Genomic DNA, 23,524 nt, shown 5'->3' with positions numbered 1-23,524 from the left:
TAACAACGGCCAGGCAACGCAGGTAGTTTTTCAACAGCCTGTTAGTCGGGTACGAAGCTGCGCAGGCTAGCGCCAACACGCTCCAGCAACGCCAGCAGTTGCTCCTGCTCCTCGGGCGAAAGCCCCTGCACCACCACCTCGTTGAGCACCTGCCCCTGCTGCCGCAACGCCTCATGTACCGCCTGCCCTGCCGGTGTCAGGCGCAGGCGCGTGATGCGTCGGTCAACAGCGTCCACCTGCCCGTCCAGCAGGCCCTTGTCACGCAGCTCCTTGATCAGCCGCGCCAGTTGCGCCTTGTCACGCCCGGAATGCTGCACCAGCTCGCGCAGCGTGGCATCAGGCTGGGCGGCGAAGAAGTTCAGCACCTTGTACTCCATGTGCGTGAGGTCATGCGGCCCGTCCCGCAGCACGCGGTACTGCTGGGCGCGATACAGGTGCATGACACCATGGATGGACTCAAAAACGGCATCCGCGAGTTTTTCGGCCATATCGTTGACTTTATCAACCATCTGCTTTTAGGATCGTTGATGTTATCAACTAATCATCCAGAGCCCCAAACATGACTACCCATACCCCGCAACGCCGCGTCCAGCGCGTGCGCCACGAACTGCGCCGCCGCGACGTGCTGATCCAGCATATCGAGCACCTGGCGGACGGCTTCGTCAGCATCAAATTCGGTGGCGAAGCCCTGGCCGACTTCAACTCGGCCTCCTTCGACGACCACATCAAATTCATCTTCAGCAACCCGGCAGGCGAAACCCTGATGCGCGACTACACCCCGCGCCATTTCGATAATGCCAAGTGCGAGCTGACCATCGAGTTCGCCCTGCATGGCCACGGCCAGGCCAGCGACTGGGCTGCCACTGCAAAGCCCGGCATGCCCGCCACCATCGGCGGCCCCAAGGGCTCGATGATCATTCCCATAGACTACGACTGGCACCTGCTGATCGGCGACTCCAGCGCCCTGCCCGCCATCACCCGCCGCCTCGAAGAGCTGCCCGCCAACAGCCAGGTGCAAGTGCTGCTCCTGCTCGATGAAGGCGTGACCTCTCGCACCCTGCCGGGCAGCGCAAAGGTCGAATGCTTCAACGACGGCGACAGCCTGCTGAATGCCCTGCAAGCGCGCTCGCTACCTGCGGGCGAAGGCTTTGCCTGGGCTGCCGGCGAAGCCAGCCTGATGAAACGCATCCGCAAGGAACTGGCACAGGAAAAAGGCCACCCCAACGAAGCCATGCGCGTAGCCGCCTACTGGCGCCACGGCGCCGAAGGCTTCCATGAGGAATTGACGGACAAGGAAGCGGATTGAAACGCGAGAATGATTCAGGGGAAACAGCGTGACGTGCTTGCGCAGCCAGGCGAATGCCTGGAACCCAATGACCGCTTGCCGGTACGCGGTCATCGGTTCTATCGCTCATGAATAGCTCTTGATCACAGCAACGCAGTTCGCCTTCGTGTTGGTGAACTCGAGAACATGGCTGAAACGCCGCTTCTGTCCGTTTGCAAAGGTCACCACGCCGCTCGCTGCACCGACTTTCCCGTGAGAAATCGCGTGCTCGATGACAGCAGCGGTGGGCTTGGTCTTTGCAGCCAGCACCTTGGCAATGGCGCTTCTTCCCTTGATGGGAGCGTCGGCAATGCCCTCCCAGACAGCATCATTGCTAAAACCCTCCCGCATCGCCTGGCCGGTTTCCAGCGCTATCGCCACATCCTGCACGAACCTGTTCTTGGGAGAATTGCCACAGTCCCCGCTGCCATGAATCTCGGTCATCTCACCCTCCATCACCCACGCCTCGACAGACTGTAGCCGTTGAGCTAAGTGTGGTTCGATTCAAGCTACCAGAACACCCACTCTCGAAGGTACGAGGGCATAACAATGCCAGAAGACAGCCGAACACTATTGCGCAACGAGCTGCTTGCCGGGGCCGCATCCAGGCCTGCACAGCCCGCAGACTCGCAATACTTCGCTCGCCTACGCCAACGAGTGCGACAGTCCAGGCAGGCAACTACGCCATCGAAATGAAACGAGCGGCAAGTGGGTTGGTGCCTTGTGTCGACAGGGCGGATAGAGGCCAGAAATCAAAAACCCCGAAAGCTTTTAAGCTTTCAGGGCTTCGGGCATTGCCAAAGTGGCGGTGAAGAGATTCGCCCCCGTTTCAGTAACGTGCCAATTCGTGCCAAACCCGTTTAATACGGGGCTTACCGCCCTGCCCACCTGCTCGATGCGTTGCTATTAGGCTCTATGATTTCGACACCTGAGCGGCTTAGCTTGAAACGCTTCGTCGCATCTATCACTCTTTCGCCCTGCTCCTAAATCACATATCTATGCAATCTTACTCTTAGCTTTCGCACACGAGATTTGCCCATCTAAGTTTTTTATAGCCTTCTCGATCTCTGGCTTCAGCAATCCGAGGTCTCTTTGCACTTCAATCGCCAAATTACGCACAGCCTGCGAAGTACTTCCCATATTAATAGTTTTCGCATGCTCGAAAGCCTTCATCAAATAATGCTCATCCCTAACACTTTCATCCGCTCCTCTACCAGCTATAGATAATAAATCTTTATCTACGGCCCGAACATATTCCGATGCCACCTTATGGCACTGCTCTGCCTCATGATTATTAAACTTGACATTCTCAACCAAACCTCTAGCCCTGCTGTAAATCCTTACTATCTTTTCGGCTACTTCAGGATCAATAGAAGACAACTCACCCAGCAAGCCCTCGTAAACTACAAAATTTGAACCACTCAATGGAAGTATTGAAAGATGCGGCTTCCCTTCTTCTTCGCTAAGAATCTCTTCGCCATACTCAGAGTAAAAAACATCCCACGCAGTAGTTATTTCTATACTTATCAAAACCAACGCTCTTTTGGCATTTTCCAGCTGCAATACCCGCCCTCTTTCAAACTCTAAGCGATGTGACTCCCTCGCACCCCTTAAGGTGTAATATCCACCCACAAATACACCTAGCGCACCAACAAAAAGCTCTTTTAACGGGATCAACCCAAGCAAATATATGAAAGTTTCAATCCATTCATTATCCATTTCACCCTCGCCTATCGCTTACAATTACCCCATTGAATTAAAACTGCTCGCCGCAGAGCAATAGCGCGTTTTCATACGGTCACTGCTTGTCTTGCGGTCACTGTCATAACGGGCACGCCAGGTTTTGCACTCTTCATGAAAGTGCTGTTTGGCGGCCTTACGGCATTCGCGGTAGTCGATTGATCCACGCCGATGATTGGCGCAGACGCTGGTGCCTTCGATGTAGTTGTTCACCGATAGCCATTCCGCCAGGTAGTTCGTGCCGCCATTCCAGCTCTTGATCCATCTGGAAGTCCGTTCGCGGCTTACCTGCCTAGCTTGGCGTTGCTGCGTCTGCTGGGATGCCTGGGCTATGCGGTGGGTTGCGGGCGGTGTGTAGGTGCTGGCCGGCTGCTTGGGGGTGTAGTTGTTATCATTGAAGACATTCTGCGCACTGGCAACCGCCCTCGCCTTTTCTTCCTCTGTCCACTCCATCGAGGCGTATGGCTGAGGCTGATTGGCCGACTGGTGTGCAACCCGTTGCGCGGGTGGATCGAGGGGAATGGATGACAGCCTTAGGTTCTCTTCCGGCTCGCTGATGGGCTGTGGCGCCGGTTGCTGGCTAAACAGAGGTTTGCCGTCTACGTGGATCGCCTGTTTGAGCTGATCCACATTGATCACGATTGGCTTGGCAAACATCGCGATCATGCCACAGGTAATCGCGAAACCCACGCCCAGGATTGCCACCATTCGCCATGGGCCGGGCTTTTTCTTACTGCGTAGATAGTCTGGTGCGTCGTCCCAGTTGGATTTCACATTGCCTCCTTGCTTTACTAGAAATCTTCACATCGCTATTTATGACTGATTTTTTAGCTCCAGCATATATTGCGAAAAGGAAACTGACATATTTTCAAGATTACTATCTTTCTGCTTTAAAAATTTCTCATATTGTTCTCCATCCCAAAAATCCCTTGCCACCGTCTCAGAATACACAAGGGCAACATTTATATTTTTCAGGAGTCTTTTTGCACCTAACAGTATCTGGTATTTCTCATCATCCTCATGATGCGCAAGCTGAATCATTGCAGACAATAGCCGCGGACCTATAGCCGCCTGAAGTAGCGCATAATGAATTTGATTATTATTTAAATGACTAGCAATTTCTACCAGCCCAACAATTTTTTCGAGAACAACATACTTTACCTCACCGTAATTTACTGCCCTACGAGCCATCTGTCTAAAGAAATTATTCCGTTCCTGATGTTCTTTGCCTCCCCAGGTATCCTTATCTTTAAAGGTACATGCATAGACCGCCAACTGGATGCCTTTAGTAGCCTCATCACCACTTGCAGCCTTAAAAAATGAGTCCCCTTTTATCTCATCAACCATCTTGAAGAAAGTACTCTCAAGCGATTGAGCATGCATAACCTTTAATTGCTCCGCAAGAATATTATTATTCTCCCTTGCCGTCTCCCTAGCTTCAGAAAGCTCTTTCCTTTGCAACCCTAGCGTAGCGACCAGCACCAGGACAGAGACAAAACCCAAAATTGGGTTTAGCGTGCCACCAACAAAGTCCCCGAACTGCCCCCAGACTTCCTGACTGGAACTTTTGGGACCATCAAATTGTGAAAAATATTGATACAAAACCACTACTGCGACTACCACTACAATCGCAACAGCAAACTCAACAATCCATTTCTGAAGAGAGCGGGCGATCAATTTAAAGTACGACACAATTACTCCTTTTAATACTGCCGGACATACCAATGCCTGGCCACTTCCATTGTAATCGCTATCCCGCGTTTAATTGGGAAAGTTTGAATTGGCCTGGTCGTATTCTGGGCTTGTTTGCCCTGCCTCAGGCGCAACCTCACCACTAACAACCTACAAAGCATATTTAGGAAATAGCTTAACGATAGCTTCGACCTCCTCTGCCTTGATCTCGCGCTTTCTGGCGGTGTTCATCAGGTTGTCCCAAGTGTAGCAACTGATACCAGTGCGCGCCTCCAACTCGGGAAGTCGAATCGCTGAGCATTTCAAAATAACCATAACACGCTCTTTAATCATAGCAACTTGATCTATATCTAACGCATCCAACACAGATCAAATCGGCATTATCCGTTTCGATACGATCCATTTTGGATAACGCAGTGCTGAATAACTGGCATTGACACGAATAGTGACGGAACGAGCATGGAACTGGAAGAGCTGGAACCTTCAAAGCTGATAGGCCCGCAACAGGACGTGGAAACCGTCGATTCTTGAGCCGACCGCAACGGCCTGACGTACGAGGTAGCACGCGCCTGGGCAATGGAGAGGTCATACCCAGAGCAAGCCAAACAAGCGCCCTATGAGCACGACAGGACAGCTTTACGTTCAAGCCATTTGCCAAAATGGCAAACCGACAGGGCGTATGATTTAGCGTAGGCTTATCGCATGAATTCGGAACCCCAAGCCATGCGCATCCTTACTGCCGGCAACGCACGCAGCAACCTTTACCAACTGATGGAGCAAGTAGCCGACACTCACGAACCTGTTCTGATCCGTGGCAAGCGAGCGAATGCTGTCCTGCTCTCTGCTGAGGATTGGGACGCCATTCAGGCAACCCTGCATCTGCTCTCCATTGCCCACATGCATGAAGCCATAAAGGAAGGCATGGCCGAAGCTGTCGATGAATGCTCGAAGGAGCTGCACTGGTAGCAGCAGCGGCCCATTGATGGAACGCTAGCCCGGATAAATGCCGAGAAGACTGCTATCGACGGGACTGGAAAGCCAGAAAGCAAAAACCCCTGCAGGTTTCCCTGCAGGGGTTTTGCGAAAGTGGCGGTGAAGAAGAGATTCGAACTCTTGATACGGTTTCCCGTATACACACTTTCCAGGCGTGCTCCTTCAACCACTCGGACACTTCACCGGATCTCGACGTTTTGGCGTGTAGCCTGTCGAGGCGCGCTAATGTAGTCGAATGATTCCGCGAAGGCAAACATTTTTTTAAAGGATTCATACGCTTATCTGTGCGCCTGGGTTTCCTCGGGCGGCATGGCGAGCAGGTCGTCGAAGCGCATGCGGCCGAACAGCAGGAAGCTCAGGGACACGCAGAGGCCCACCACGAAGAGCAGCGCCGCTCCCAGAGGCGTGTGCCACTCGGGTTGCAGGCTCAGCAGGATCGAGGCCGACAACAGCATCAGCGCTGCCAGGGCATATAGAACTTTCATCATCAGACTCCCCTAACAGGCTGTTGAAAAACTACCTGCGTTGCCATTGCTGCGTTAAAAACAGGCTCGTGCGCGAGTCCGATCAAAATGCTCATTTACAACTCGTAAACTCCGCTTTTTCGCCTGTTTGATTCGCTGGCGCTCACCCTTCGGGCCAGCCTTTGGCTGTTACTCCCGTTGGTCGTTGCGCCTTGCACTGGCTGCCTCGCCTACGTTTTTCAACGGCCTGTAAACACCTCTGCACTCTAGAGAGCGGCGCCCTTCGGCGGCCAATAGGCACATTGCATGACGGCGATAGGCAAAAAGCCTGACTGGCCAGTCGGTCACGGCGCTTTACCCGGCACGGCGGCCTGGGTACCTTCTGCCTCACACTGCCCGCAGGCCCAACAAGGAAACCGCCATGAGCGACCTGATCAGCTACCAACTCGAAGACGGCATTGCCACCCTCACCCTGAGCAACGGCAAGGTGAACGCCATTTCCCCGGAAGTGATCACCGCCTTCAATGCTGCGCTGGATCGCGCCGAGCAGGATCGCGCCATCGTCATCATAACCGGCCAGCCGGGCATTCTCTCCGGTGGCTATGACCTCAAGGTGATGACTTCCGGCCCACAGAACGCCATCGAGCTGGTTGCCGCCGGCTCCACCCTGGCGCGGCGCATGCTCGCGCACCCCTACCCGATCATCGTCGCCTGCCCCGGCCATGCCGTGGCCAAGGGGGCGTTCATTCTGTTGTCGGCGGACTACCGTATCGGTGTGGAAGGCCCGTTCAATATCGGCCTAAACGAGGTACAGATCGGCATGACCATGCACCATGTCGGTATCGAGCTGGCGCGCGACCGCCTGCGCAAGTCGGCTTTCCACCGCTCGGTGATCAATGGCGAGATGTTCGACCCGCAAGGGGCGCTGGAAGCCGGTTTCCTCGACAAGGTGGTGCCGGTCGAGGCATTGCAGGCCACGGCCCTGGCCGCCGCGCAGCAGCTCAAGAAGATCAACATGACCGCGCACCGCAACACCAAGCTCAAGGTGCGCAAGGCCCTGCTGGAAAACCTGGACGCCGCCATCGCCCTGGACAGGCAGCATATGAACTGAGGCGTTGTCTAAGGACAACAGCGAAAGCCAAGAAAAAAGGCTCATCACATTTCAGGGGGGATGCCGGACATTGGAATGGCAATAAGGTATTGGGGTTCTTCTGCCTTGTTCCGAATTGCCGCGTTTTTGCTGATGTCTTTGGTTTCGCCCTCCTGGGCGAGTCACTTTTGTATCCGGATGGCCGGCCCGACAAAAGTAACCAAAACCCTCCGCCCGGTCATCCGGCCCTGGCTGCGCCAGGGTTCGCTCACTCCATCGTCGCTCCAGAGGCCCGCCGCGGTGGGCCATCCCTGGCCCATCGTGGCTTTCGCGACATCCATGTCGCTCAACCTCTTCCACGAGGATTCCGTTCGCCCTCCTGGGCGGGCGCTGCACGCGCCTGAACCTGCGGTAACTCAGAAGTAGCACGGAGTGCTTGAGTGTTAGGGCAGCCAAGGGCGGACTGTTCGCTTAGGCTCCTGAGTCCGCCCTACGCGCCGCCAGGCGAAACGCAGACAGAAAAAACCCGGAAGCCTGTTCCGGGTTTTGTTTTTCGTCCCGCCAGCGGTCAGGCCTTGGCCTCACGCCCCTGGGCGACGAAGCGCATCATCCATTGCGCCACCGTGCTGCCCTGCTGCTCCTGATGCAGGCTGTCGATGCCGCTCTGGTAAACCTTGTCGCCCAGATGCTGCTGACGCAGGTCGAGCAGCGCGCGCGAGTAGTCGTGGACGAACTCGGGGTGGCCCTGAAAGCACAGCACCTGATCGCCGATATGGTAGGCGGCGTTCGGGCAGAAATCGCTGGTGGCGAGCAAGGTGGCGTTTTCCGGCAGGCGGGTGACCTGATCCTGATGACTGATCAAGAGTTGCAGGCTGTCCAGCGCGGGTTCCATCCATTGCGGCTGGCTGGCGATACGGTAGTGGTGCACGCCCACGCCCCAGCCCTGCTCGGCGCGCTCGGCCTTGCCGCCGAGCAACAGGGCCAGCAACTGGTGACCGAAGCAGATGCCCAGCAGTTTGTGGCCGCGCTGGTAGCGGTCAAGCAGGTACTCTTTGAGCTTCTGGATCCAGGGGTCGCTGCCGAAGGAGTCGGCCTTGCTGCCGGTGACCAGGTAGGCGTCGAAATGCTCGCTGTCCGGCGGGTAATGCCCCTCCACCACGTTGTAGATACTGAACTCCGCGGCCAGCGGCTGTTTGGCGAACAGTTGCTCGAACATCTGGCCGTAGCCGTGGTACTTCTCGACCAGTTCGGGGCGCAGTAAATCAGTTTCCAGAATGCAGATACGCAGTGACATGGGGTTTCCTGGATTGTGCACGACAAGGGTGTTTTCGTGCGTTTTACTTAACACAGCTACCTGTGCATTGAAATAGCCGAACCCGATTTCACGGCTATTGGCTCCAAGAATGCGACGATGCCAGACGGCGAACGGATGTCAATAAAAATTGACAAGTTCACGACTTGCGCAGCCCTCTGGCCTGCAGGCTCAGCAGGCGCATTTCGGCCTCGGCCAGCAGGTGCAGGCGCTCGATCTTGTCCAGGCGTTTCCAGGCCTTGATTTCCTGGCGGCTACGGCCACAGCCCAGGCAGATATCCTGCTTGAATTCACAGACCTTGATGCAGGGGCTCTTGCTCATGATGCGCGTCCTCGACCTTGGGATGTGCGCGCAGCATAAGGAATACGTGCACAGCGGCGGGATTGAAGGATTGCATGCGGCCTGTTGAGCCTTTCAATGCAAGGTTTCGTCACCTTCGAGGTCGGCCTGCACCTGCTCGGCTGGCGGCTCGTCTTCGGCCTGACGCAGGTCGTCGAAGTCGGTCTTGAGGCCTTCTTCCATCGAGTCGAGTTCGGCCAGCAGGCTGCGGAAGCTGGTTTCCTCGCGCGGTTCGGCGGGTTCGGGCTCGCCCTCCTCCAGCACCAGGTCGGCGCGTGCCTGCAGGCCTGCCGGCACCTCGGCCTCGTCGTCCAGGGCCAGTTGCGGCTCGGGCTCCAGCTCGCGCAGCGCAGCCAGCGGCGGCAGCTCGTCCAGGCTCTTGAGGTTGAAGTGGTCGAGAAAGCCCTTGGTGGTGGCGAACATGGCTGGGCGCCCCGGCACGTCGCGGTAGCCCACCACACGGATCCACTCGCGTTCGAGCAGGGTCTTGGTGATGTTGCTGTTGACTGCCACGCCGCGCACTTCCTCGATCTCGCCGCGGGTGATGGGCTGGCGGTAGGCGATCAGCGCCAGGGTTTCCAGCAAGGCCCGCGAGTAGCGCTGCGGGCGTTCTTCCCACAGGCGCCCGACCCAGGGGGCGAAACGCTCGCGCACCTGCAGGCGGTAGCCGGAGGCCACTTCACGAAGCTCGAAGGCGCGGCCCTCGCAGGACTGGCGCAGCACTTCGAGCGCCGCCTTAAACTGCGCGGGCTCGGGGCGCTCGCCCTCCTCGAGCAGCTCGTACAGGCGCTCCAGCGACTGCGGCTTGCCGGAGGCGAGGAGGAAGGCCTCGAGCAGTTGGGCCAGGTCTTTGGGGTCGCTCAGGTTCATTCGGCACGGGCTCTGACATGGATGGCGGCGAAGGGCTCATTCTGCACCAGCTCGACCAGTGATTCCTTGATCAGTTCGAGCACGGCCATGAAGGTCACCACCACACCGAGACGCCCTTCTTCGAGGGCGAAGAGTTCGACGAAAGGCACGAAGCCGCCGCCCTTGAGGCGTTCCAGCACCTCGCTCATGCGTTCACGGGTCGACAGCGCCTCACGGGTGACCTGGTGGCTCTCGAACATGTCGGCGCGGCGCAGCACCTCGGCCATCGACAGCAGCAGTTCTTCCAGGCTGACATCCGGCAACAGCTTGCGCGCCCTGGCCTCGGGGGCATCCAGGCGCGGTATGTGCACGTCGCGGCCAACGCGCGGCAGCTCGTCGAGATCCTCGGCGGCCGACTTGAAGCGCTCGTATTCCTGCAAGCGGCGGATCAGCTCGGCGCGCGGGTCGTCCTCTTCTTCCTCGGCCTCGCTGGAGCGCGGCAGCAGCATGCGCGACTTGATCTCGGCAAGCATGGCGGCCATCACCAGGTACTCGGCGGCCAGCTCCAGGCGCACCGAATGCATGAGTTCGACATAGCCCATGTACTGCTTGGTGATCTCGGCCACGGGAATGTCGAGGATGTCGATGTTCTGCTTGCGGATCAGGTACAGGAGCAGGTCGAGCGGCCCCTCGAAGGCTTCGAGGAACACTTCCAGGGCGTCCGGCGGGATGTACAGATCCAGCGGCAGCTCGGTGACCGCCTCGCCATACACCAGGGCGAACGGCAGCTCCTGCTGGGCGCCGGCCTGCGGCTCGGGGGTCGTGCCATCGCTCATCGCCACGGGCTCCATCAGCGGTTGTTCAGGCCCATGGCCTTGCGCACGTCGGCCAGGGTTTCGCGCGCTTCGTCACGGGCATGCTCGGCGCCCTCGGCGAGGATGCTGCGCACCAGTTCCGGGCTGTCTTCATAGTCGATGGCACGCTGCTGCAGCGGCGCCAATTCGCGCTGGATCGAGCTGCACAGCGCGCTCTTGCAGTCCAGGCAGCCGATGGAGGCGCTGCGGCAGCCCTCCAGCGCCCAGTGCATGCATTCGTCATTGGAATAGAGCTGGTGCAGCGACCATACCGGGCAGCGCTGCGGCTCGCCGGGGTCGTCGCGGTGCACCCGTGCCGGGTCGGTGGGCATGCGCCGCAGCTTCTCTTCCACTTCCGTCTCGCTGTCGCGCAGGTAGATGGCGTTGCTGCGCGACTTGGACATCTTGTGCCCGTCCAGGCCGGGAATCCGCGCCAGCTCCCCCAGCAGCGGCTGCGGCTCGGCGAGGATCACCTTGCCGTCACCGTCCAGATAGCCGAACAGGCGCTCCTGATCACCCAGGGTCAGGTTGCTCTGCTCCTTGAGCAGGGCCCGCGCGGTTTCCAGCGCCTCGGCGTCGCCCTGCTCCTGATAGGCACGGCGCAGGTTGCGGTAGAGCTTGCCGACCTTCTTGCCCAGCTTGCCGATGGCGGCCTCGGCCTTGGTCTCGAAATCCGGTTCGCTGCCATACAGATGGTTGAAACGCCGCGCCACTTCGCGGGCGAATTCGATATGCGGCAACTGATCAGCGCCCACCGGCACCAGGCCGGCGCGGTAGAGCAGGATATCCGCCGCCTGCAGCAGCGGATAACCGAGAAAGCCGTAGGTGGACAGATCCTTGCCGGTGGCCCGTTCGAGCTGCTCCTTGTAGGACGGCACGCGCTCCAGCCAGCCCAGCGGGCAGATCATCGACAGCAGCAGGTGCAGCTCGGCATGCTCAGGCACGTGCGACTGCACGAACAGGGTCGCCGAGCTGGGGCTGACGCCTGCCGCCAGCCAGTCGATGGCCATGTCCATGACGTGTTGCTGCAGATTGTCGACCTGCGCGTAGTCGGTGGTCAGGGCATGCCAGTCGACGATGCAGAAGAAGCAGTCGTACTCATGCTGCAAACGCACCCAGTTTTTCAGCACGCCTTGATGATGGCCGAGGTGAAGGCGGCCACTCGGGCGCATGCCCGACATGACACGGCGACCGGAGTCGATGGCACTCAAGAGGTTCTACCCTGAACGAGAAAAGTCCCGATTATAGCCAGCACTCAGGCCTCTTCGGCAAAGGGTGCCGGATCGCCGCAGCCGGCACGGATGATTTCCGGGCTGTCGCCGGCCAGATTGATCACCGTAGAGGCCTCCAGCCCTCCGAAACCGCCGTCGATGATCAGGTCCACCTGATGCTCGAGCAACTGGCGCATCTCGTAGGGATCGGACAGCGGCAGTTCATCGCCGGGCAGGATCAGGCTGACGCTCATCAAGGGCTCGCCCAGTTGCTCCAGCAGCGCCAGGGCGATGGGATGGCTGGGCACGCGCAGGCCGATGGTGCGGCGCTTGGGGTGCAGCAGCATGCGCGGCACTTCGCGGGTGGCGTTGAGGATGAAGGTGTACGGGCCCGGCGTGTGGTTCTTGAGCAGGCGGAAGGCGGCGGTATCGACCTTGGCAAACAGGCCGAGCTGGGACAGATCACGGCAGACCAGGGTGAAGTTGTGCTTGTCGTCGAGCTGGCGCAGGCGGCGAATGCGCTCCACCGCGTTCTTGTCGCCGATGGCGCAACCTACGGCGTAGGACGAATCGGTGGGATACACCACCACCGCGCCGGCACGGATGATCTCCACGGCCTGTTTGATCAGGCGTGCCTGGGGGTTCTCCGGATGTATCTGGAAGAATTGACTCACACTCGCTCCCTGTTCATGGGCTGACAGCAATGGACTGTGCATGCTCGAAGCGCTTCCAGAGCGCCGTCAGATCGTCCGGTAGCGGACGGTACAGGCCCAGTTCGGACCAATCGCCGGGGGCATGGAAATCACTGCCGGCGCTGGCCATCAGACCAAATTCGCGCGCCAGGATCGACAGGCCACCGACCTGCTCGGCCGGTTGCATGCCGTTGACCACTTCCAGGGCATGCCCACCTGCCGCAGCGAAGGCGGCCACCAGGCGCCGACGCTTACTACGAGTAAAGTCGTACTGCCAGGGATGCGCCAGGCTGATCCAGGCGTCGGCGGCGCGCAGGGTATCGACCACCGCCTCCAGCTCCGGCCAATGCTGTTTCACATCACCCAGCTTGCCGGCACCCAGCCATTTGCGAAAGGCCTCGGCACGGTCGCGCACGTGCCCGGCGCGCACCAGGAACTCGGCGAAATGCGGGCGCGCCGGAGCATTGCCGCTGTCGCCCAGTTCCTGCTGCACCGCCCGCGCACCGTCCAGAGCACCGGGCATGCCCTTGGCCGCCAGGCGCCGGTCGATTTCCTCGGCACGCTGCCAGCGCCCATGGTGCAGGGCCTCGATGGCCTGGCGCAGGGCCGGCGCCTCGCGCTCGAAGGCATACCCCAGCACATGGATGGTGGCACCGCCCCAGGTGCAGGACAGCTCGATGCCATTGACCAGATGCACGCCGAGATCGAGCGCTGCGCGATGGGCCTCATCGAGGCCTTCGATGGTATCGTGGTCGGTCAATGCCAGCAGCCGAATGCCGCGCTGATGCGCCCGCTGCACCAGCACGGCTGGGGCGAGAACACCGTCGGAGGCGGTGCTGTGGCAATGCAGATCGACATTCATGACGGCGCTTTCGTTGCAATTGATGTTTGTTATTATGCCCCACATGCGTCATCCGGCTGTCGCCATGTCGGAAATAAAGCCCTTCCTGTCGCCTCCCTTGTTCTAAGGATCGAGATGCTCTACGCCATCATCGCCACCGACGTTGCCAATTCCCTGGAAAATCGCCTTGCCGCCCGCCCGGCCCACCTGGCGCGCCTCGAGCAACTGCAAACGCAAGGGCGTCTGCTGCTGGCCGGCCCGCACCCGGCCATCGACAGCAACGACCCAGGCCCGGCCGGTTTCAGCGGCAGCCTGATCGTCGCCGAGTTCGAGTCCCTGGAAGCGGCGCAGAGCTGGGCCGACGCCGATCCCTATCGCGCAGCCGGCGTCTATGCCAGCGTCACGGTCAAACCCTTCAAGAAAGTCTTCCCCTGACACGCCGACAAGGAATCGCCATGCGTTCGATCTCGCTGCCCCTGCTGGGCACCTCTAAAAACGTAGGCGAGGCAGCCAGCGCAAGGCTAAAACAGGCGAAAAAGCACAGTTTACGTGCTGTAAATGAGCATTTTGAGCCTGTTTTTAACGCCGCGATGGCAACGCAGGTAGTTTTTAGAGGTGCCCTGCTGGCTGGCCTGCTGCTGATGAGCGCGACGATTCAGGCCGAAGAAGTCTCGCCCCCCGAGGCTCCGCCGGCCATGTCGGCCACCGCCCCCAACCAGGCGCAGATCGCCGAGCTGGAGCAGCGCCTGGCCCAGAGCGAGCAAGCGCGCGACGAGCTGGAAAGCAAGGACGCCCTGCTGCAGCGCCTGCGCCAGGAAAACCAGCGCCTGCGCCTGCAACTCAAGGAAAGCCAGGCCCAGGTTCAACCCAAACTGCTCAGTGAAGAGCAAACCTGGTTCGCCACCGGCGGTGCGCTGTGCCTGGTATCCCTGCTGCTGGGCGCGCTGTTGCGCGGGCAACGCAAGCCGCAGCGCGGTTGGACCAACTGAACGCCATGAGCCGTCTGCTGCTGATAGACGATGACCAAGAGCTGTGCGAGCTGCTGGCCAGTTGGCTGACCCAGGACGGCTTTCACATCACCGCCTGCCACGACACCGCCAGCGCACGCCAGGCGCTCGCCGAGCAGAGCCCGGATGCCGTGGTGCTGGACGTGATGCTGCCCGATGGCAATGGCCTGGAGCTGCTCAAGCAGTTGCGCAGCGAACATGCCGAACTGCCGGTGCTGATGCTTTCGGCGCGCGGCGAGCCGCTCGACCGCATTCTCGGCCTGGAGCTGGGCGCCGACGATTACCTGGCCAAGCCCTGCGACCCGCGCGAACTGACTGCCCGCCTGCGCGCCGTGCTGCGCCGCAGCACGCCGGCACCGGCCAGCAGCCAACTGGAACTGGGCGACCTGCGTTTCAGCCCCAACCGTGGCATCGCCACACTCGACGGCCATGACATACCCCTGACCCTGTCCGAAAGCCGCCTGCTCGAAGCCCTGCTGCAACAACCCGGCGAGCCGCTGGACAAACAGGCGCTGGCGCAACTGGCCCTGGGCCGCAAACTGACCCTCTATGACCGCAGCCTGGACATGCACGTCAGCAACCTGCGCAAGAAGCTCGGCCCACACCCCGATGGCCGGCCGCGCATCCTCTCGCTGCGCGGTCGTGGCTACTTCTACGCACCCTGAGCGGATTTATCCGTGAAGGGGTGTCAGCACCGGGGCCAGGATCTTTACCCAGGCTTTACCCAGCCCTGACGGCCCTTGACCTTGCTCGCCGCATACTGAGCCCATCCGGTAACGACCGGCTTCGAGACAAGGAGATACCACCATGCGCAAGACCCTGACCGCCCTGCTGTTCGCCGCCACCCTGCCAACCCTGGCTTTGGCCATGCCCGAAGGCCCAGGCCCGCACGAGCGCGGCCCGCAGCCCTTCAAGGAACTGAACCTGAGCAAGGAGCAGCGCCAGCAAGTACGCAAGCTGATGGGCGATGAGATGAAGGCCCGTCACCAGATCACCCGCCGCTACCTGGACAAGCTGCCAGAAGCACAGCGCCAGGCCATGAAGAAAGACCTGGACAAGGCCCGCGAAGACAATCACAAGGCCATCCGCGCCCTGCTCGACCCAGAGCAGCAGAAAGCCTTCGACAAGCACCTGAAAGAGCGTGAGGCGCGCCGCGCCGAAATGGAAGAGTTCAAGGCCTGGAAAGCCGAGAAGGACAAGAAGGCCAGCTAATCTCTCTGGCTCCCACCCTCACCGCCGTGCCCAACCGGGCCCGGCGGTTTCTGCATGAGGTTCTGCTGTGCGCTCATTGTTCTGGCGTATCCTCGCCACCTTCTGGCTGGCCCTGGCCCTGGTCGCCGGCCTGGCCATGCTGCTGGGGCGCGCCCTCAACCAGGACGCCTGGATTCTCAACCGCCACCCCGGGCTGAACGGCCTGGACAAGCGCTGGGTCGAACTCTACGAGCGCAAGGGTGAGCGCGCCGCCCAGGCCTTTCTCGAAGCGCGCAAGCGGCAGTTCCGCATCGACACCCAGGTGATCGGCGAGAACGGTCAACCCCTGGTCAAGGGCACCTTTCCACCGCGCGCCGCCGTCTACGAGCAGCGCCACCGCGATCGCCCCCTGCCCTGGCGACAACTGACCACCGAATACACCAGCCCAGGCGGCGACACCTACCTGTTCATCTACCGTATTCCCCACCCGGAACTGGCTGCCTGGCACCGTGACAGCCTGTTCTGGCCACTCAGCGCCCTGGCCATCGCCCTGGTGGTGCTGACCCTGTTCAGCCTGCTGCTGACCCTGTCCATCACCCGCCCGCTGGACAGGCTGCGCGGCGCCGTGCATGACCTGGGGCAGACCACCTACCAGCAGAACAGCCTGGCACGCCTGGCCAGGCGGCGAGACGAACTGGGCCTGCTGGCCAAGGACTTCAACCGCATGGGCGAACGCCTGCAGGGGCTGATCGGCAGCCAGCGGCAATTGCTGCGCGACGTGTCCCATGAATTGCGCTCGCCCCTGGCGCGGCTGCGCATCGCCCTGGCCCTGGCCGAACGCGCCGAGCCGCAGGAGCGCGAAAGGCTCTGGCCGCGCCTGCAGCAGGAATGCGACCGCCTGGAAGCGCTGATCAGCGAGATACTCGCCCTCGCCCGCCTGGATGCCGCGCCGGGCGCCGCTCAGCCGGTGGATCTGGCCGCCCTCTTCGCCAAGTTGCAGGAAGACGCAGGCCTGAGCGCGCCGCAACAGCGCATCCAGCTTAGCCTGGACAAGGGGCTGGTGGTACAGGGCTGGCCGGACATGCTCGAGCGTGCCCTGGACAACCTGCTGCGCAATGCCCTGCGCTTCAACCCAGCGGAACAGCCCATCGAAATCAGCGCCACGCGCCAGGGCCAGCAACTGCTCTTGAGCGTGCGCGACCATGGTCCCGGCGTGGCGCCCGAACATCTGTCGGAACTGGGCAAGCCCTTCTTCCGCGCACCGGGCCAGAGCGACGCCGGCCACGGCCTGGGCCTGGCCATCGCCCGCCGCGCGGCTCAGCGCCATGGCGGCGAGTTGTCATTGCGCAATCACCCGCACGGCGGCTTCATCGCCACCCTGGAGTTGCCGCTCGAAGCAGCGAAGGGATAAGCCTGTCGGTGAATTCGTTCGCAAGAGGGGTGGCGCCGGAGCGGCGATGATCGCGAATGAATTCGCTCCTACAAAAGAATGTGCCTGGATGCACGGTCGGTAGGAGCGGATCTATCCGCGAAAAGGGTCTGGCACCAAGCCAGACCCTATCGCTCATGAATCGGCGCCATCCCAGGCACTGACGAAGTCGCTCACGGCCAGCTCCGGCGCGCGGCGTAGCTCGCGCTCCGGGGTGCCGAGGTAAAGGTAGGCGATCAGCCGCTCGTCCTCACTCAGGCCCAGCCCCTTGGCGACATGGGCGTTGTAGGCCATGTCGCCGGTGCGCCAGACCGCGCCGATGCCCTGGGCATGGGCAGCGAGCAACAGGCCATGGGCGGCACAGCCGGCGGCGAGCAGTTGCTCCAGCTCGGGCACCTTGGGGTGGGCCTGCAAGCGGGCGATCACTACCACCAGCAGCGGCGCACGCAGTGGCATGCCGCGGGCCTTGTCCAGAGCCTCTGGCGTGGCCTCGCCATCGGCATGGCGCAGCGCCTCGGCGAAGAGTTCACCCATGCGCACACGGGCCTCGCCTTCCACGGTCAGAAAGCGCCAGGGCCGCAACTGGCCATGATCGGGCGCCCGCAGCGCCGCCCGAAAAAGCAGCTCGCGCTGCGCGGCATCAGGGGCAGGCTCCACCAGACGAGGAACGGAAACACGGTTGAGCAGAGCGTCGAGGGCATCCATCGCCACCTCCGGAAGGCTGAAAATGAAGCATTCTCAAGCTGCAAGCTGCAAGCTGCAAGCTGCAAGCTGCAAGCTGCAAGCTGCAAGCTGCAAGCTGAGCAATGTGCGGGCGGATGCCGAAGTCAGTCAAACCGTAGCCCGGATGCAATCCGGGGATTACAGCTCCCGGATTGCATCCGGGCTACGCGCTTAACTTGAAGCTTGTGGCTTGCAGCTTGTAGCTGCCTTCAAGCTACCCGATCCGGCGTCACCACCGGCTGCACCGGCGGGGTCAGGGGCGGCAGGCCGTGGGCGCGGCGCGCTTCGTCGCAACGCGGGTTGTGCACGCCGTTCTCCCAGGACGCCTCGAACTCCCGGCAACTGCTGGAGCGCTGTTCATACAGGGTGCAGCGCACGCCACACCCCACGTCACCGAGCAGTTGGACACAGCGCGCCGGCTTCGACTCGGTGCCACGCATGGCGACATAGTGCGGGCTGATCTGGATGACCTGTTCGTCCGGCACGGTACCGCCGGCAGATTGGCATTCGCCCCAGAAGAAGGACACACGAAAAAACGCGCAGCAGGCGCCGCACGTCAGGCAGGGATTGGCTTCGGACATGGATGAAGGACTCGGAAACCGGCGGGCGCCGGCAACTGGCGGCTATTCTATGATTCGCCATGGCCTTGTAAAGCCCCCGACAGCAAGTCCGAACCCTGCCGGTTTACAGGCTCGGGGCCACAGGTAGAATGGCGCGTCTTCCGCCACTCGCCAGAGTCCACAGCACATGGCCTTGCCGACGTTACGCATCATCGGTTTCATCATCGGCATCTTTCTCATCACACTGGCCTTGAGCATGGCCATTCCCATGCTGACGCTGCTGATCCTGGAACACCCGGAAGACCTGGAGGCCTTCCTCTGGTCGAGCCTGATCACCCTGGCCACGGGCCTCGCTCTGGTGATTCCCGGGCGGCCGAACAATGCCCAGCTACGCCCCCGCGACATGTACCTGCTGACCACCGGCAGCTGGCTGGTGGTGTGCAGCTTCGCCGCCCTGCCGCTGATGCTGATTGCCCATATCAGCTACACCGATGCCGTGTTCGAGACCATGTCCGGCATCACCACCACCGGTTCCACCGTGCTCACCGGCCTGGACAGCATGTCCCCGGGCATCCTGATCTGGCGTTCGCTACTGCAATGGCTCGGTGGCATCGGCTTCATCGGTATGGCCGTGGCCATCCTGCCGCTGCTGCGGGTCGGCGGCATGCGCCTGTTCCAGACCGAATCCTCGGACTGGGGCGAGAAGGTCATGCCCCGCTCGCACATGGCTGCCAAGTACCTGCTGCTGGTCTATGTCGCCATCACCCTGTTCGGCGTGCTGGCTTACTGGGCAGCGGGGATGAGCCTGTTCGATGCGCTCAACCACGCCATGACCTCGATCTCCACCGGCGGCTATTCCACCTCGGATTCGTCACTGGCCAACTGGCCGCAGCCCGCCGTGCACTGGACGGCAGTGGTGCTGATGCTGCTGGGCGGCATGCCCTTCATGCTCTATGTCGCCTTCATTCGTGGCAATCGCCAGGCGCTGTTCAAGGATCATCAGGTGCGCGGCTTTCTCGGCTTTCTGGTGCTCACCTGGCTGGTGTTCGGCACCTGGCTGTGGCTCAACTCCAACTATGAATGGCTGGATGCGGTGCGCATCGTCGCGGTGAACGTCACTTCGGTGGTCACCACCACCGGCTTCGCCCTCGGCGACTACACCACCTGGGGCAGCTTCGCCGTGCTGCTGTTCTTCTACCTCACCTTCGTCGGCGGCTGCTCCGGCTCCACCTCGGGCGGCCTGAAAATCTTCCGTTTCCAGGTGGCTTACGTGCTGCTCAAGGCCAACCTGATGCAACTGGTGCATCCGCGCGCGGTACTCAAGCAGCAGTACAACGACCACAACCTGGACGAGGAAATCGTCCGCTCGCTGATCACCTTCTCGTTCTTCTTCACCATCACCATCGGCGTGCTGGCCCTGGCCCTGACCCTGACCGGCCTGGACTGGATCACCGCGCTGACCGGCGCCGCCACTGCCGTGTGCAACGTCGGCCCAGGCCTCGGCCCGATCATCGGCCCGGCGGGCAACTTCGCCAGCCTGCCGGACTCGGCCAAGTGGCTGCTGAGCATCGGCATGCTGCTCGGCCGTCTGGAAATTCTCACCGTGCTGGTGCTGGTCACCCGCGCCTTCTGGAAGAGCTGAGTCAATGCCGGTTTCCCGACTGCGCATCCTCGCCTTCATCAATGGCATCTTCCTGCTCACCCTGGCGCTGAGCATGCTGGTGCCGGTGGTCACGCTGCTGGTCTTCGAGCGCCCACAGGAGATCGACGCCTTCCTCTGGTCGAGCCTGATCACCGCGCTGAGCGGCATGGCCATGATCGCCCAGGGGCGCCCCGAGCAGACCCAGCTACGCCCGCGCGACATGTACATGCTGACGGTCTCGAGCTGGGTACTGGTGTCGATATTCGCCGCCCTGCCGTTCGTCTTCGCCGAGCGCGCCAGCATCACCGACGCCTACTTCGAGAGCATGTCCGGCATCACCGCCACCGGCGCCACCGTGTTCAACGGCCTCGACGAGATGTCCCCCGGCACCCTGATCTGGCGCTCGCTGCTGCACTGGCTCGGCGGTATCGGCTTCATCGCCATGGCCGTGGCGATCCTGCCGATGCTGCGTATCGGTGGCATGCGCCTGTTCCAGACCGAATCCTCGGATCGCTCGGACAAGGTCATGCCGCGCTCGCACATGGTCGCCAAGTACATGGTGCTGGCCTATCTCGGCCTCAGCGCCCTGGCCGTGCTGGCGTTCTGGCTGGCGGGCATGGGCCTGTTCGACTCGATCAACCATGCCATGTCGGCCATCGCCACCGGCGGCTTCTCCACCTCCGACTCCTCGCTGGGCAAGTGGCAGCAACCGGCGATCCACTGGGTGGCGGTGCTGGTGATGGTGCTCGGCAGCCTGCCCTTCGTGCTCTACGTCACCGCCCTGCGTGGCAACTATCGGCCACTGCTGCGCGATGCCCAGGTGCGCGGGTTCCTCCTGCTGCTGATCGGCAGTTGGCTGATCCTGGCGTGCTGGAAATGGTTCACCACCGACCTGCACTGGTTCGACGCGCTGCGCCTGGTGGCGGTGAACATCACCTCGATCATGACCACCACCGGCTTCGCCGTGGGCGATTACCACCTGTGGGGCCCCTTCGCCAGCATGATGTTCTTCTACCTGGGCTTCGTCGGCGGCTGCTCCGGCTCCACCGCCGGCGGCCTGAAAATCTTCCGCTTCCAGGTGGCCTACATCCTGCTCAAGGCCAACCTCAAGCAGCTCATCCATCCACGCGCGGTGATCAAGCAGCAGTACAACGGCCACCGCCTGGACGAGGATATCGTGCGCTCGATCCTCGCCTTCGCCTTCTTCTACACCATCACCATCGCCAGCCTCGCCCTGGGCGTGGCCATGTGTGGGGTGGACTGGATCACCGCTCTGACCGGCGCCGCCGCCATGGTCTCCGGGGTCGGCCCGGGCATGGGTGAGATGGTCGGCCCGGCGGGCAACTACGCGGGCATACCGGATCTGGCCAAATGGATCCTGACCCTGGGCATGCTGCTCGGCCGCCTGGAAATCCTTACCGTGCTGGTGCTGTTCTTCCCCGCGTTCTGGCGGCATTGAGCGACAGGCGCCCAGCCCCTAGACTGGGCGCACGACAATAATAGGAGGTGCGCCATGACCACCCAGCCCCACGAACGCTTCCAGAGCTTCGCCGAGTTCTACCCTTATTACCTGCAAGAGCACAGCAACGCCACCTGCCGCCGCCTGCACTACGTTGGCAGCCTGCTGGTGCTGGCGATCCTCGCCTATGCCCTGCTCACGCTGCAGTGGCTGTGGCTGTTGGCCATCCCGCTGGCCGGCTACGGCTTTGCCTGGGTCGGCCATTTCGTCTTCGAGAAGAACCGCCCCGCCACCTTCCAGTACCCGCTGTACAGCCTGATGGGCGACTGGGTGATGCTCAAGGATGCCTTCACCGGGCGTATCCGTTTCTGAAACGCATGACCGTCTGGATACTGGCCAAGTGCCGTTTAGCGGTGATGCTTGGCTGGCCGCAACTCGCTTGGTTATGATCCTGCCCTGCAAGGCTCTGGAACGAGACTTGCCAATCGTCAGCACCCACAAGAGGTGTCACCTTTCCTGCAGGGACTCTTTGCGTACATGAAGCCAGCCATATCCAGCCGGGTCAGCAGTCTGCCGACACCACCGCTGCGTGAATACTATTCCCGCGTGCTGGCCTACATCGCCACCGCCGCCTGCATCGCAGCCGGTACGGCAATCGGGCACTTCGGCTATGACATCCTGTGGATGGTGCCCTACGCCCTGCTCTACCCCCACCTGGCCTATCAGGTCAGCCGTCGTTTCAAGCCCGATCACCCGCAACAGACCGATCTCGGCCTGCTGTTCGTCGATGCCCTGCATGCCGGCGCCAGTATCGTGCTGCTGGGCTTTTCCAGCGTACCGAGCCTGATGTTCCTGCTCACCCTGAGCTTCAGCGCCCTGGTGATCGGCGGCCTGTACTACCTGGGCATGGCCCTGCTGGTGGCCCTCGCCGCCCTGGCGCTGTGCGCGGCCGTGACCCATATTCCCGACAACACGGCGACCCCGACCCTGGTCAGCCTGGTCAGCATTCTGTTCACCGCCCTGTACATCGGCATCACCGCTTATTTCGTGCACCAGCAGGGCCTGCGCCTGGCGCAGGCGCGTACCGAGATCAAGCGCGAGCAGGAAAAAGCCGCGCGCCTGGCGCGCAACCTGGCCAAGTACCTGTCCCCCCAGGTGTGGGAGTCGATCTTCACCGGCAAGAAAACCGTGCGCCTGGAAACCCAGCGCAAGAAGCTCACGGTGTTCTTCTCCGACATCAAGGGCTTCACCGAGCTGACCGAAGAACTGGAAGCCGAGCAGCTCACCGACCTGCTCAACACCTACCTCAACGAGATGTCGAAGATCGCCCTGAAATACGGCGGCACCATCGACAAGTTCATCGGTGACAGCGTCATGGTGTTCTTCGGCGACCCCAGCAGCCTGGGCGCCAAGAAGGATGCCGTGGCCGCCGTGTCCATGGCCATTGCCATGCGCAAGCACATGAAAGTGCTGCGCCAGCAGTGGCGCGCCCAGGGCATCACCAAGCCGCTGGAAATCCGCATGGGGCTCAATACCGGCTATTGCACGGTGGGCAACTTCGGCGCCGACACGCGCATGGACTACACCATCATCGGCCGCGAAGTGAACCTGGCCAGCCGCCTGGAGAGCGCCGCCGAAGCCGGCGAGATCCTGATTTCCCACGAGGCCTATTCGCTGGTCAAGGACGTGATCATGTGCCGCGACAAGGGGCAGATCACGGTCAAGGGCTTCACCCGCCCGGTGCAGATCTACCAGGTGGTGGACTTCCGCCGCGACCTCGGCGCCACCTCCAGCTATGTCGAGCATGAACTGCCGGGCTTCTCCATGTACCTGGACACCAACGGCATCCAGAACTACGACAAGGAGCGCGTGATCCAGGCGCTCAACCAGGCCGCCGAGAAGCTACGCGACAAGGTCATTCTGTAGGGTGGACTCAGGAGCGAAGCGAACAGTCCGCCGGTCCATGTTGGATCCGGCACCACAACTTACGCCCAACACTCCAGCGGCGTACTGCTTCCGAGCGGCCGGGGGGGGGGGGGCGCCCCCCCCCCCCCCCGCCCCCCCCCCCCGCCGCACCCAACACCCCCCCCCCCCCCCCCCCAACACCCCCC

At 61.4% G+C, this 23,524-nt stretch carries 27 protein-coding genes, 1 tRNA gene and 2 pseudogenes; 13 read left to right on the top strand and 17 right to left on the bottom strand.

Annotated features, from left to right (window positions below):
* Positions 1-41: 41 nt before the first annotated feature.
* Positions 42-488, bottom strand: a complete 447-nt coding sequence (locus ACSVIK_RS15120) for a MarR family winged helix-turn-helix transcriptional regulator (RefSeq protein ID WP_442445092.1) — start codon at positions 486-488, stop codon at positions 42-44.
* Positions 489-559: 71 nt separating this feature from the next.
* Between ACSVIK_RS15120 and ACSVIK_RS15115 the strand changes: the two genes are divergently transcribed.
* On the top strand, positions 560-1,306 hold the full coding sequence (locus ACSVIK_RS15115) for a siderophore-interacting protein (protein WP_442445091.1): 747 nt from the start codon (positions 560-562) through the stop codon (positions 1,304-1,306).
* A gap of 105 nt (positions 1,307-1,411) precedes the next feature.
* On the opposite strand, the gene ACSVIK_RS15110 is transcribed toward ACSVIK_RS15115, so the two are convergent.
* The 5 genes and pseudogenes from ACSVIK_RS15110 to ACSVIK_RS15090 form a co-directional block, all read right to left on the bottom strand.
* The gene (locus tag ACSVIK_RS15110) at positions 1,412-1,768 is read right to left on the bottom strand and encodes a hypothetical protein (RefSeq protein ID WP_442445090.1); all 357 of its coding nucleotides are present in this window, start codon (positions 1,766-1,768) and stop codon (positions 1,412-1,414) included.
* A gap of 552 nt (positions 1,769-2,320) precedes the next feature.
* The gene (locus tag ACSVIK_RS15105; protein ID WP_442445089.1) at positions 2,321-3,043 is read right to left on the bottom strand and encodes a hypothetical protein; all 723 of its coding nucleotides are present in this window, start codon (positions 3,041-3,043) and stop codon (positions 2,321-2,323) included.
* A 24-nt stretch (positions 3,044-3,067) separates the two neighbouring features.
* Positions 3,068-3,838, bottom strand: coding sequence for a hypothetical protein (locus ACSVIK_RS15100; RefSeq protein ID WP_442445088.1), 771 nt, complete (start codon positions 3,836-3,838; stop codon positions 3,068-3,070).
* Between the two features lie 39 nt (positions 3,839-3,877).
* Complete coding sequence (locus ACSVIK_RS15095; protein ID WP_442445087.1) at positions 3,878-4,756, bottom strand: hypothetical protein; 879 nt, start codon at positions 4,754-4,756, stop codon at positions 3,878-3,880.
* Positions 4,757-4,825: 69 nt separating this feature from the next.
* Positions 4,826-5,089 (bottom strand): annotated as a pseudogene (locus tag ACSVIK_RS15090) (XRE family transcriptional regulator).
* Positions 5,090-5,215: 126 nt separating this feature from the next.
* Here ACSVIK_RS15090 and ACSVIK_RS15085 point away from each other — a divergent pair.
* Both ACSVIK_RS15085 and ACSVIK_RS15080 read left to right on the top strand, forming a co-directional pair.
* Positions 5,216-5,350 (top strand): annotated as a pseudogene (locus ACSVIK_RS15085) (DNA-binding protein); the annotation flags it as partial.
* Positions 5,351-5,458: 108 nt separating this feature from the next.
* Positions 5,459-5,722, top strand: coding sequence for a type II toxin-antitoxin system Phd/YefM family antitoxin (locus ACSVIK_RS15080; RefSeq protein WP_442445086.1), 264 nt, complete (start codon positions 5,459-5,461; stop codon positions 5,720-5,722).
* Positions 5,723-5,843: 121 nt separating this feature from the next.
* Here the strand turns inward: ACSVIK_RS15080 and ACSVIK_RS15075 are convergent.
* Positions 5,844-5,933 (bottom strand) — tRNA-Ser (locus ACSVIK_RS15075).
* Positions 5,934-6,027: 94 nt separating this feature from the next.
* The gene (locus ACSVIK_RS15070; RefSeq protein ID WP_442445085.1) at positions 6,028-6,234 is read right to left on the bottom strand and encodes a hypothetical protein; all 207 of its coding nucleotides are present in this window, start codon (positions 6,232-6,234) and stop codon (positions 6,028-6,030) included.
* Between the two features lie 400 nt (positions 6,235-6,634).
* Between ACSVIK_RS15070 and ACSVIK_RS15065 the strand changes: the two genes are divergently transcribed.
* A complete protein-coding gene (locus ACSVIK_RS15065; protein ID WP_442445084.1) occupies positions 6,635-7,324 on the top strand; it encodes a crotonase/enoyl-CoA hydratase family protein in 690 nt (229 codons plus the stop codon).
* Positions 7,325-7,871: 547 nt separating this feature from the next.
* Here ACSVIK_RS15065 and ACSVIK_RS15060 read toward each other — a convergent pair.
* From ACSVIK_RS15060 to ACSVIK_RS15030, 7 genes are all read right to left on the bottom strand, one after another.
* Positions 7,872-8,597: an amidotransferase gene (locus ACSVIK_RS15060; RefSeq protein ID WP_442445083.1), complete on the bottom strand. Its 726-nt coding sequence runs from the start codon at positions 8,595-8,597 to the stop codon at positions 7,872-7,874.
* 157 nt (positions 8,598-8,754) lie between these two features.
* On the bottom strand, positions 8,755-8,937 hold the full coding sequence (locus ACSVIK_RS15055; RefSeq protein WP_442445082.1) for a DUF1289 domain-containing protein: 183 nt from the start codon (positions 8,935-8,937) through the stop codon (positions 8,755-8,757).
* 93 nt (positions 8,938-9,030) lie between these two features.
* Positions 9,031-9,825: an SMC-Scp complex subunit ScpB gene (scpB, locus tag ACSVIK_RS15050; protein ID WP_442445081.1), complete on the bottom strand. Its 795-nt coding sequence runs from the start codon at positions 9,823-9,825 to the stop codon at positions 9,031-9,033.
* Complete coding sequence (locus tag ACSVIK_RS15045; RefSeq protein ID WP_442445151.1) at positions 9,822-10,520, bottom strand: segregation and condensation protein A; 699 nt, start codon at positions 10,518-10,520, stop codon at positions 9,822-9,824. Before ACSVIK_RS15045 ends, scpB begins: the two co-directional genes overlap by 4 nt.
* Positions 10,521-10,654: 134 nt before the next feature.
* Positions 10,655-11,869, bottom strand: a complete 1,215-nt coding sequence (locus tag ACSVIK_RS15040; RefSeq protein WP_442445080.1) for a tryptophan--tRNA ligase — start codon at positions 11,867-11,869, stop codon at positions 10,655-10,657.
* A 44-nt stretch (positions 11,870-11,913) separates the two neighbouring features.
* A complete protein-coding gene (locus ACSVIK_RS15035) occupies positions 11,914-12,543 on the bottom strand; it encodes an L-threonylcarbamoyladenylate synthase (protein WP_442445079.1) in 630 nt (209 codons plus the stop codon).
* Between the two features lie 13 nt (positions 12,544-12,556).
* Positions 12,557-13,423 (bottom strand): PHP domain-containing protein, encoded by an 867-nt coding sequence (locus ACSVIK_RS15030; RefSeq protein ID WP_442445078.1) that lies wholly within the window; start codon positions 13,421-13,423, stop codon positions 12,557-12,559.
* 114 nt (positions 13,424-13,537) lie between these two features.
* Here ACSVIK_RS15030 and ACSVIK_RS15025 point away from each other — a divergent pair, with 114 nt between their 5' ends.
* From ACSVIK_RS15025 to ACSVIK_RS15005, 5 genes are all read left to right on the top strand, one after another.
* Positions 13,538-13,837: a YciI family protein gene (locus ACSVIK_RS15025; protein ID WP_442445077.1), complete on the top strand. Its 300-nt coding sequence runs from the start codon at positions 13,538-13,540 to the stop codon at positions 13,835-13,837.
* Positions 13,838-14,043: 206 nt separating this feature from the next.
* Positions 14,044-14,391 (top strand): translation initiation factor 2 (IF-2, GTPase), encoded by a 348-nt coding sequence (locus tag ACSVIK_RS15020; protein WP_442445076.1) that lies wholly within the window; start codon positions 14,044-14,046, stop codon positions 14,389-14,391.
* A 5-nt stretch (positions 14,392-14,396) separates the two neighbouring features.
* Positions 14,397-15,074 (top strand): response regulator transcription factor, encoded by a 678-nt coding sequence (locus tag ACSVIK_RS15015; RefSeq protein ID WP_442445075.1) that lies wholly within the window; start codon positions 14,397-14,399, stop codon positions 15,072-15,074.
* 142 nt (positions 15,075-15,216) lie between these two features.
* Complete coding sequence (locus ACSVIK_RS15010; protein ID WP_442445074.1) at positions 15,217-15,621, top strand: Spy/CpxP family protein refolding chaperone; 405 nt, start codon at positions 15,217-15,219, stop codon at positions 15,619-15,621.
* A 67-nt stretch (positions 15,622-15,688) separates the two neighbouring features.
* Positions 15,689-17,011, top strand: a complete 1,323-nt coding sequence (locus ACSVIK_RS15005; RefSeq protein ID WP_442445073.1) for a sensor histidine kinase — start codon at positions 15,689-15,691, stop codon at positions 17,009-17,011.
* 153 nt (positions 17,012-17,164) lie between these two features.
* Here the strand turns inward: ACSVIK_RS15005 and ACSVIK_RS15000 are convergent, their stop codons facing one another.
* Both ACSVIK_RS15000 and ACSVIK_RS14995 read right to left on the bottom strand, forming a co-directional pair.
* Positions 17,165-17,734: a nitroreductase family protein gene (locus ACSVIK_RS15000; RefSeq protein ID WP_442445072.1), complete on the bottom strand. Its 570-nt coding sequence runs from the start codon at positions 17,732-17,734 to the stop codon at positions 17,165-17,167.
* A gap of 227 nt (positions 17,735-17,961) precedes the next feature.
* Positions 17,962-18,333, bottom strand: a complete 372-nt coding sequence (locus tag ACSVIK_RS14995; RefSeq protein ID WP_442445071.1) for a YkgJ family cysteine cluster protein — start codon at positions 18,331-18,333, stop codon at positions 17,962-17,964.
* Between the two features lie 166 nt (positions 18,334-18,499).
* Here ACSVIK_RS14995 and ACSVIK_RS14990 point away from each other — a divergent pair, with 166 nt between their 5' ends.
* The 4 genes from ACSVIK_RS14990 to ACSVIK_RS14975 all read left to right on the top strand — a co-directional run bounded on the left by ACSVIK_RS14990 (position 18,500) and on the right by ACSVIK_RS14975 (position 23,339).
* Positions 18,500-19,954 (top strand): TrkH family potassium uptake protein, encoded by a 1,455-nt coding sequence (locus ACSVIK_RS14990; RefSeq protein ID WP_442445070.1) that lies wholly within the window; start codon positions 18,500-18,502, stop codon positions 19,952-19,954.
* 4 nt (positions 19,955-19,958) lie between these two features.
* On the top strand, positions 19,959-21,413 hold the full coding sequence (locus tag ACSVIK_RS14985) for a TrkH family potassium uptake protein (protein WP_442445069.1): 1,455 nt from the start codon (positions 19,959-19,961) through the stop codon (positions 21,411-21,413).
* Between the two features lie 54 nt (positions 21,414-21,467).
* Entirely contained in the window at positions 21,468-21,785 is a 318-nt protein-coding gene (locus ACSVIK_RS14980; protein ID WP_442445068.1) for an Mpo1-like protein, read from the top strand.
* A gap of 165 nt (positions 21,786-21,950) precedes the next feature.
* The gene (locus tag ACSVIK_RS14975; RefSeq protein WP_442445067.1) at positions 21,951-23,339 is read left to right on the top strand and encodes an adenylate/guanylate cyclase domain-containing protein; all 1,389 of its coding nucleotides are present in this window, start codon (positions 21,951-21,953) and stop codon (positions 23,337-23,339) included.
* Positions 23,340-23,524 lie beyond the last annotated feature (185 nt).

This window comes from Pseudomonas sp. NCHU5216 (genome assembly GCF_052156495.1).
Taxonomy (GTDB): domain Bacteria; phylum Pseudomonadota; class Gammaproteobacteria; order Pseudomonadales; family Pseudomonadaceae; genus Aquipseudomonas.
This window is presented reverse-complemented; position numbering and strand designations above follow the sequence as displayed.

Coding starts and splice junctions, on each gene's coding strand:
- ACSVIK_RS15030 (WP_442445078.1), bottom strand. CDS start 13,423: ATGAATGTCGATCTGCATTGCCACAGCACCGCCTCCGACGGTGTTCTC.
- ACSVIK_RS15070 (WP_442445085.1), bottom strand. CDS start 6,234: ATGAAAGTTCTATATGCCCTGGCAGCGCTGATGCTGTTGTCGGCCTCG.
- ACSVIK_RS15105 (WP_442445089.1), bottom strand. CDS start 3,043: ATGGATAATGAATGGATTGAAACTTTCATATATTTGCTTGGGTTGATC.
- ACSVIK_RS15115 (WP_442445091.1), top strand. CDS start 560: ATGACTACCCATACCCCGCAACGCCGCGTCCAGCGCGTGCGCCACGAA.
- ACSVIK_RS15110 (WP_442445090.1), bottom strand. CDS start 1,768: ATGACCGAGATTCATGGCAGCGGGGACTGTGGCAATTCTCCCAAGAAC.
- ACSVIK_RS15010 (WP_442445074.1), top strand. CDS start 15,217: ATGCGCAAGACCCTGACCGCCCTGCTGTTCGCCGCCACCCTGCCAACC.
- ACSVIK_RS15060 (WP_442445083.1), bottom strand. CDS start 8,597: ATGTCACTGCGTATCTGCATTCTGGAAACTGATTTACTGCGCCCCGAA.
- scpB (WP_442445081.1), bottom strand. CDS start 9,825: ATGAACCTGAGCGACCCCAAAGACCTGGCCCAACTGCTCGAGGCCTTC.
- ACSVIK_RS15015 (WP_442445075.1), top strand. CDS start 14,397: ATGAGCCGTCTGCTGCTGATAGACGATGACCAAGAGCTGTGCGAGCTG.
- ACSVIK_RS14980 (WP_442445068.1), top strand. CDS start 21,468: ATGACCACCCAGCCCCACGAACGCTTCCAGAGCTTCGCCGAGTTCTAC.
- ACSVIK_RS15065 (WP_442445084.1), top strand. CDS start 6,635: ATGAGCGACCTGATCAGCTACCAACTCGAAGACGGCATTGCCACCCTC.
- ACSVIK_RS15025 (WP_442445077.1), top strand. CDS start 13,538: ATGCTCTACGCCATCATCGCCACCGACGTTGCCAATTCCCTGGAAAAT.
- ACSVIK_RS14985 (WP_442445069.1), top strand. CDS start 19,959: ATGCCGGTTTCCCGACTGCGCATCCTCGCCTTCATCAATGGCATCTTC.
- ACSVIK_RS14990 (WP_442445070.1), top strand. CDS start 18,500: ATGGCCTTGCCGACGTTACGCATCATCGGTTTCATCATCGGCATCTTT.
- ACSVIK_RS15000 (WP_442445072.1), bottom strand. CDS start 17,734: ATGGATGCCCTCGACGCTCTGCTCAACCGTGTTTCCGTTCCTCGTCTG.
- ACSVIK_RS15080 (WP_442445086.1), top strand. CDS start 5,459: ATGAATTCGGAACCCCAAGCCATGCGCATCCTTACTGCCGGCAACGCA.
- ACSVIK_RS14975 (WP_442445067.1), top strand. CDS start 21,951: ATGAAGCCAGCCATATCCAGCCGGGTCAGCAGTCTGCCGACACCACCG.
- ACSVIK_RS14995 (WP_442445071.1), bottom strand. CDS start 18,333: ATGTCCGAAGCCAATCCCTGCCTGACGTGCGGCGCCTGCTGCGCGTTT.
- ACSVIK_RS15055 (WP_442445082.1), bottom strand. CDS start 8,937: ATGAGCAAGAGCCCCTGCATCAAGGTCTGTGAATTCAAGCAGGATATC.
- ACSVIK_RS15020 (WP_442445076.1), top strand. CDS start 14,044: ATGAGCGCGACGATTCAGGCCGAAGAAGTCTCGCCCCCCGAGGCTCCG.
- ACSVIK_RS15120 (WP_442445092.1), bottom strand. CDS start 488: ATGGCCGAAAAACTCGCGGATGCCGTTTTTGAGTCCATCCATGGTGTC.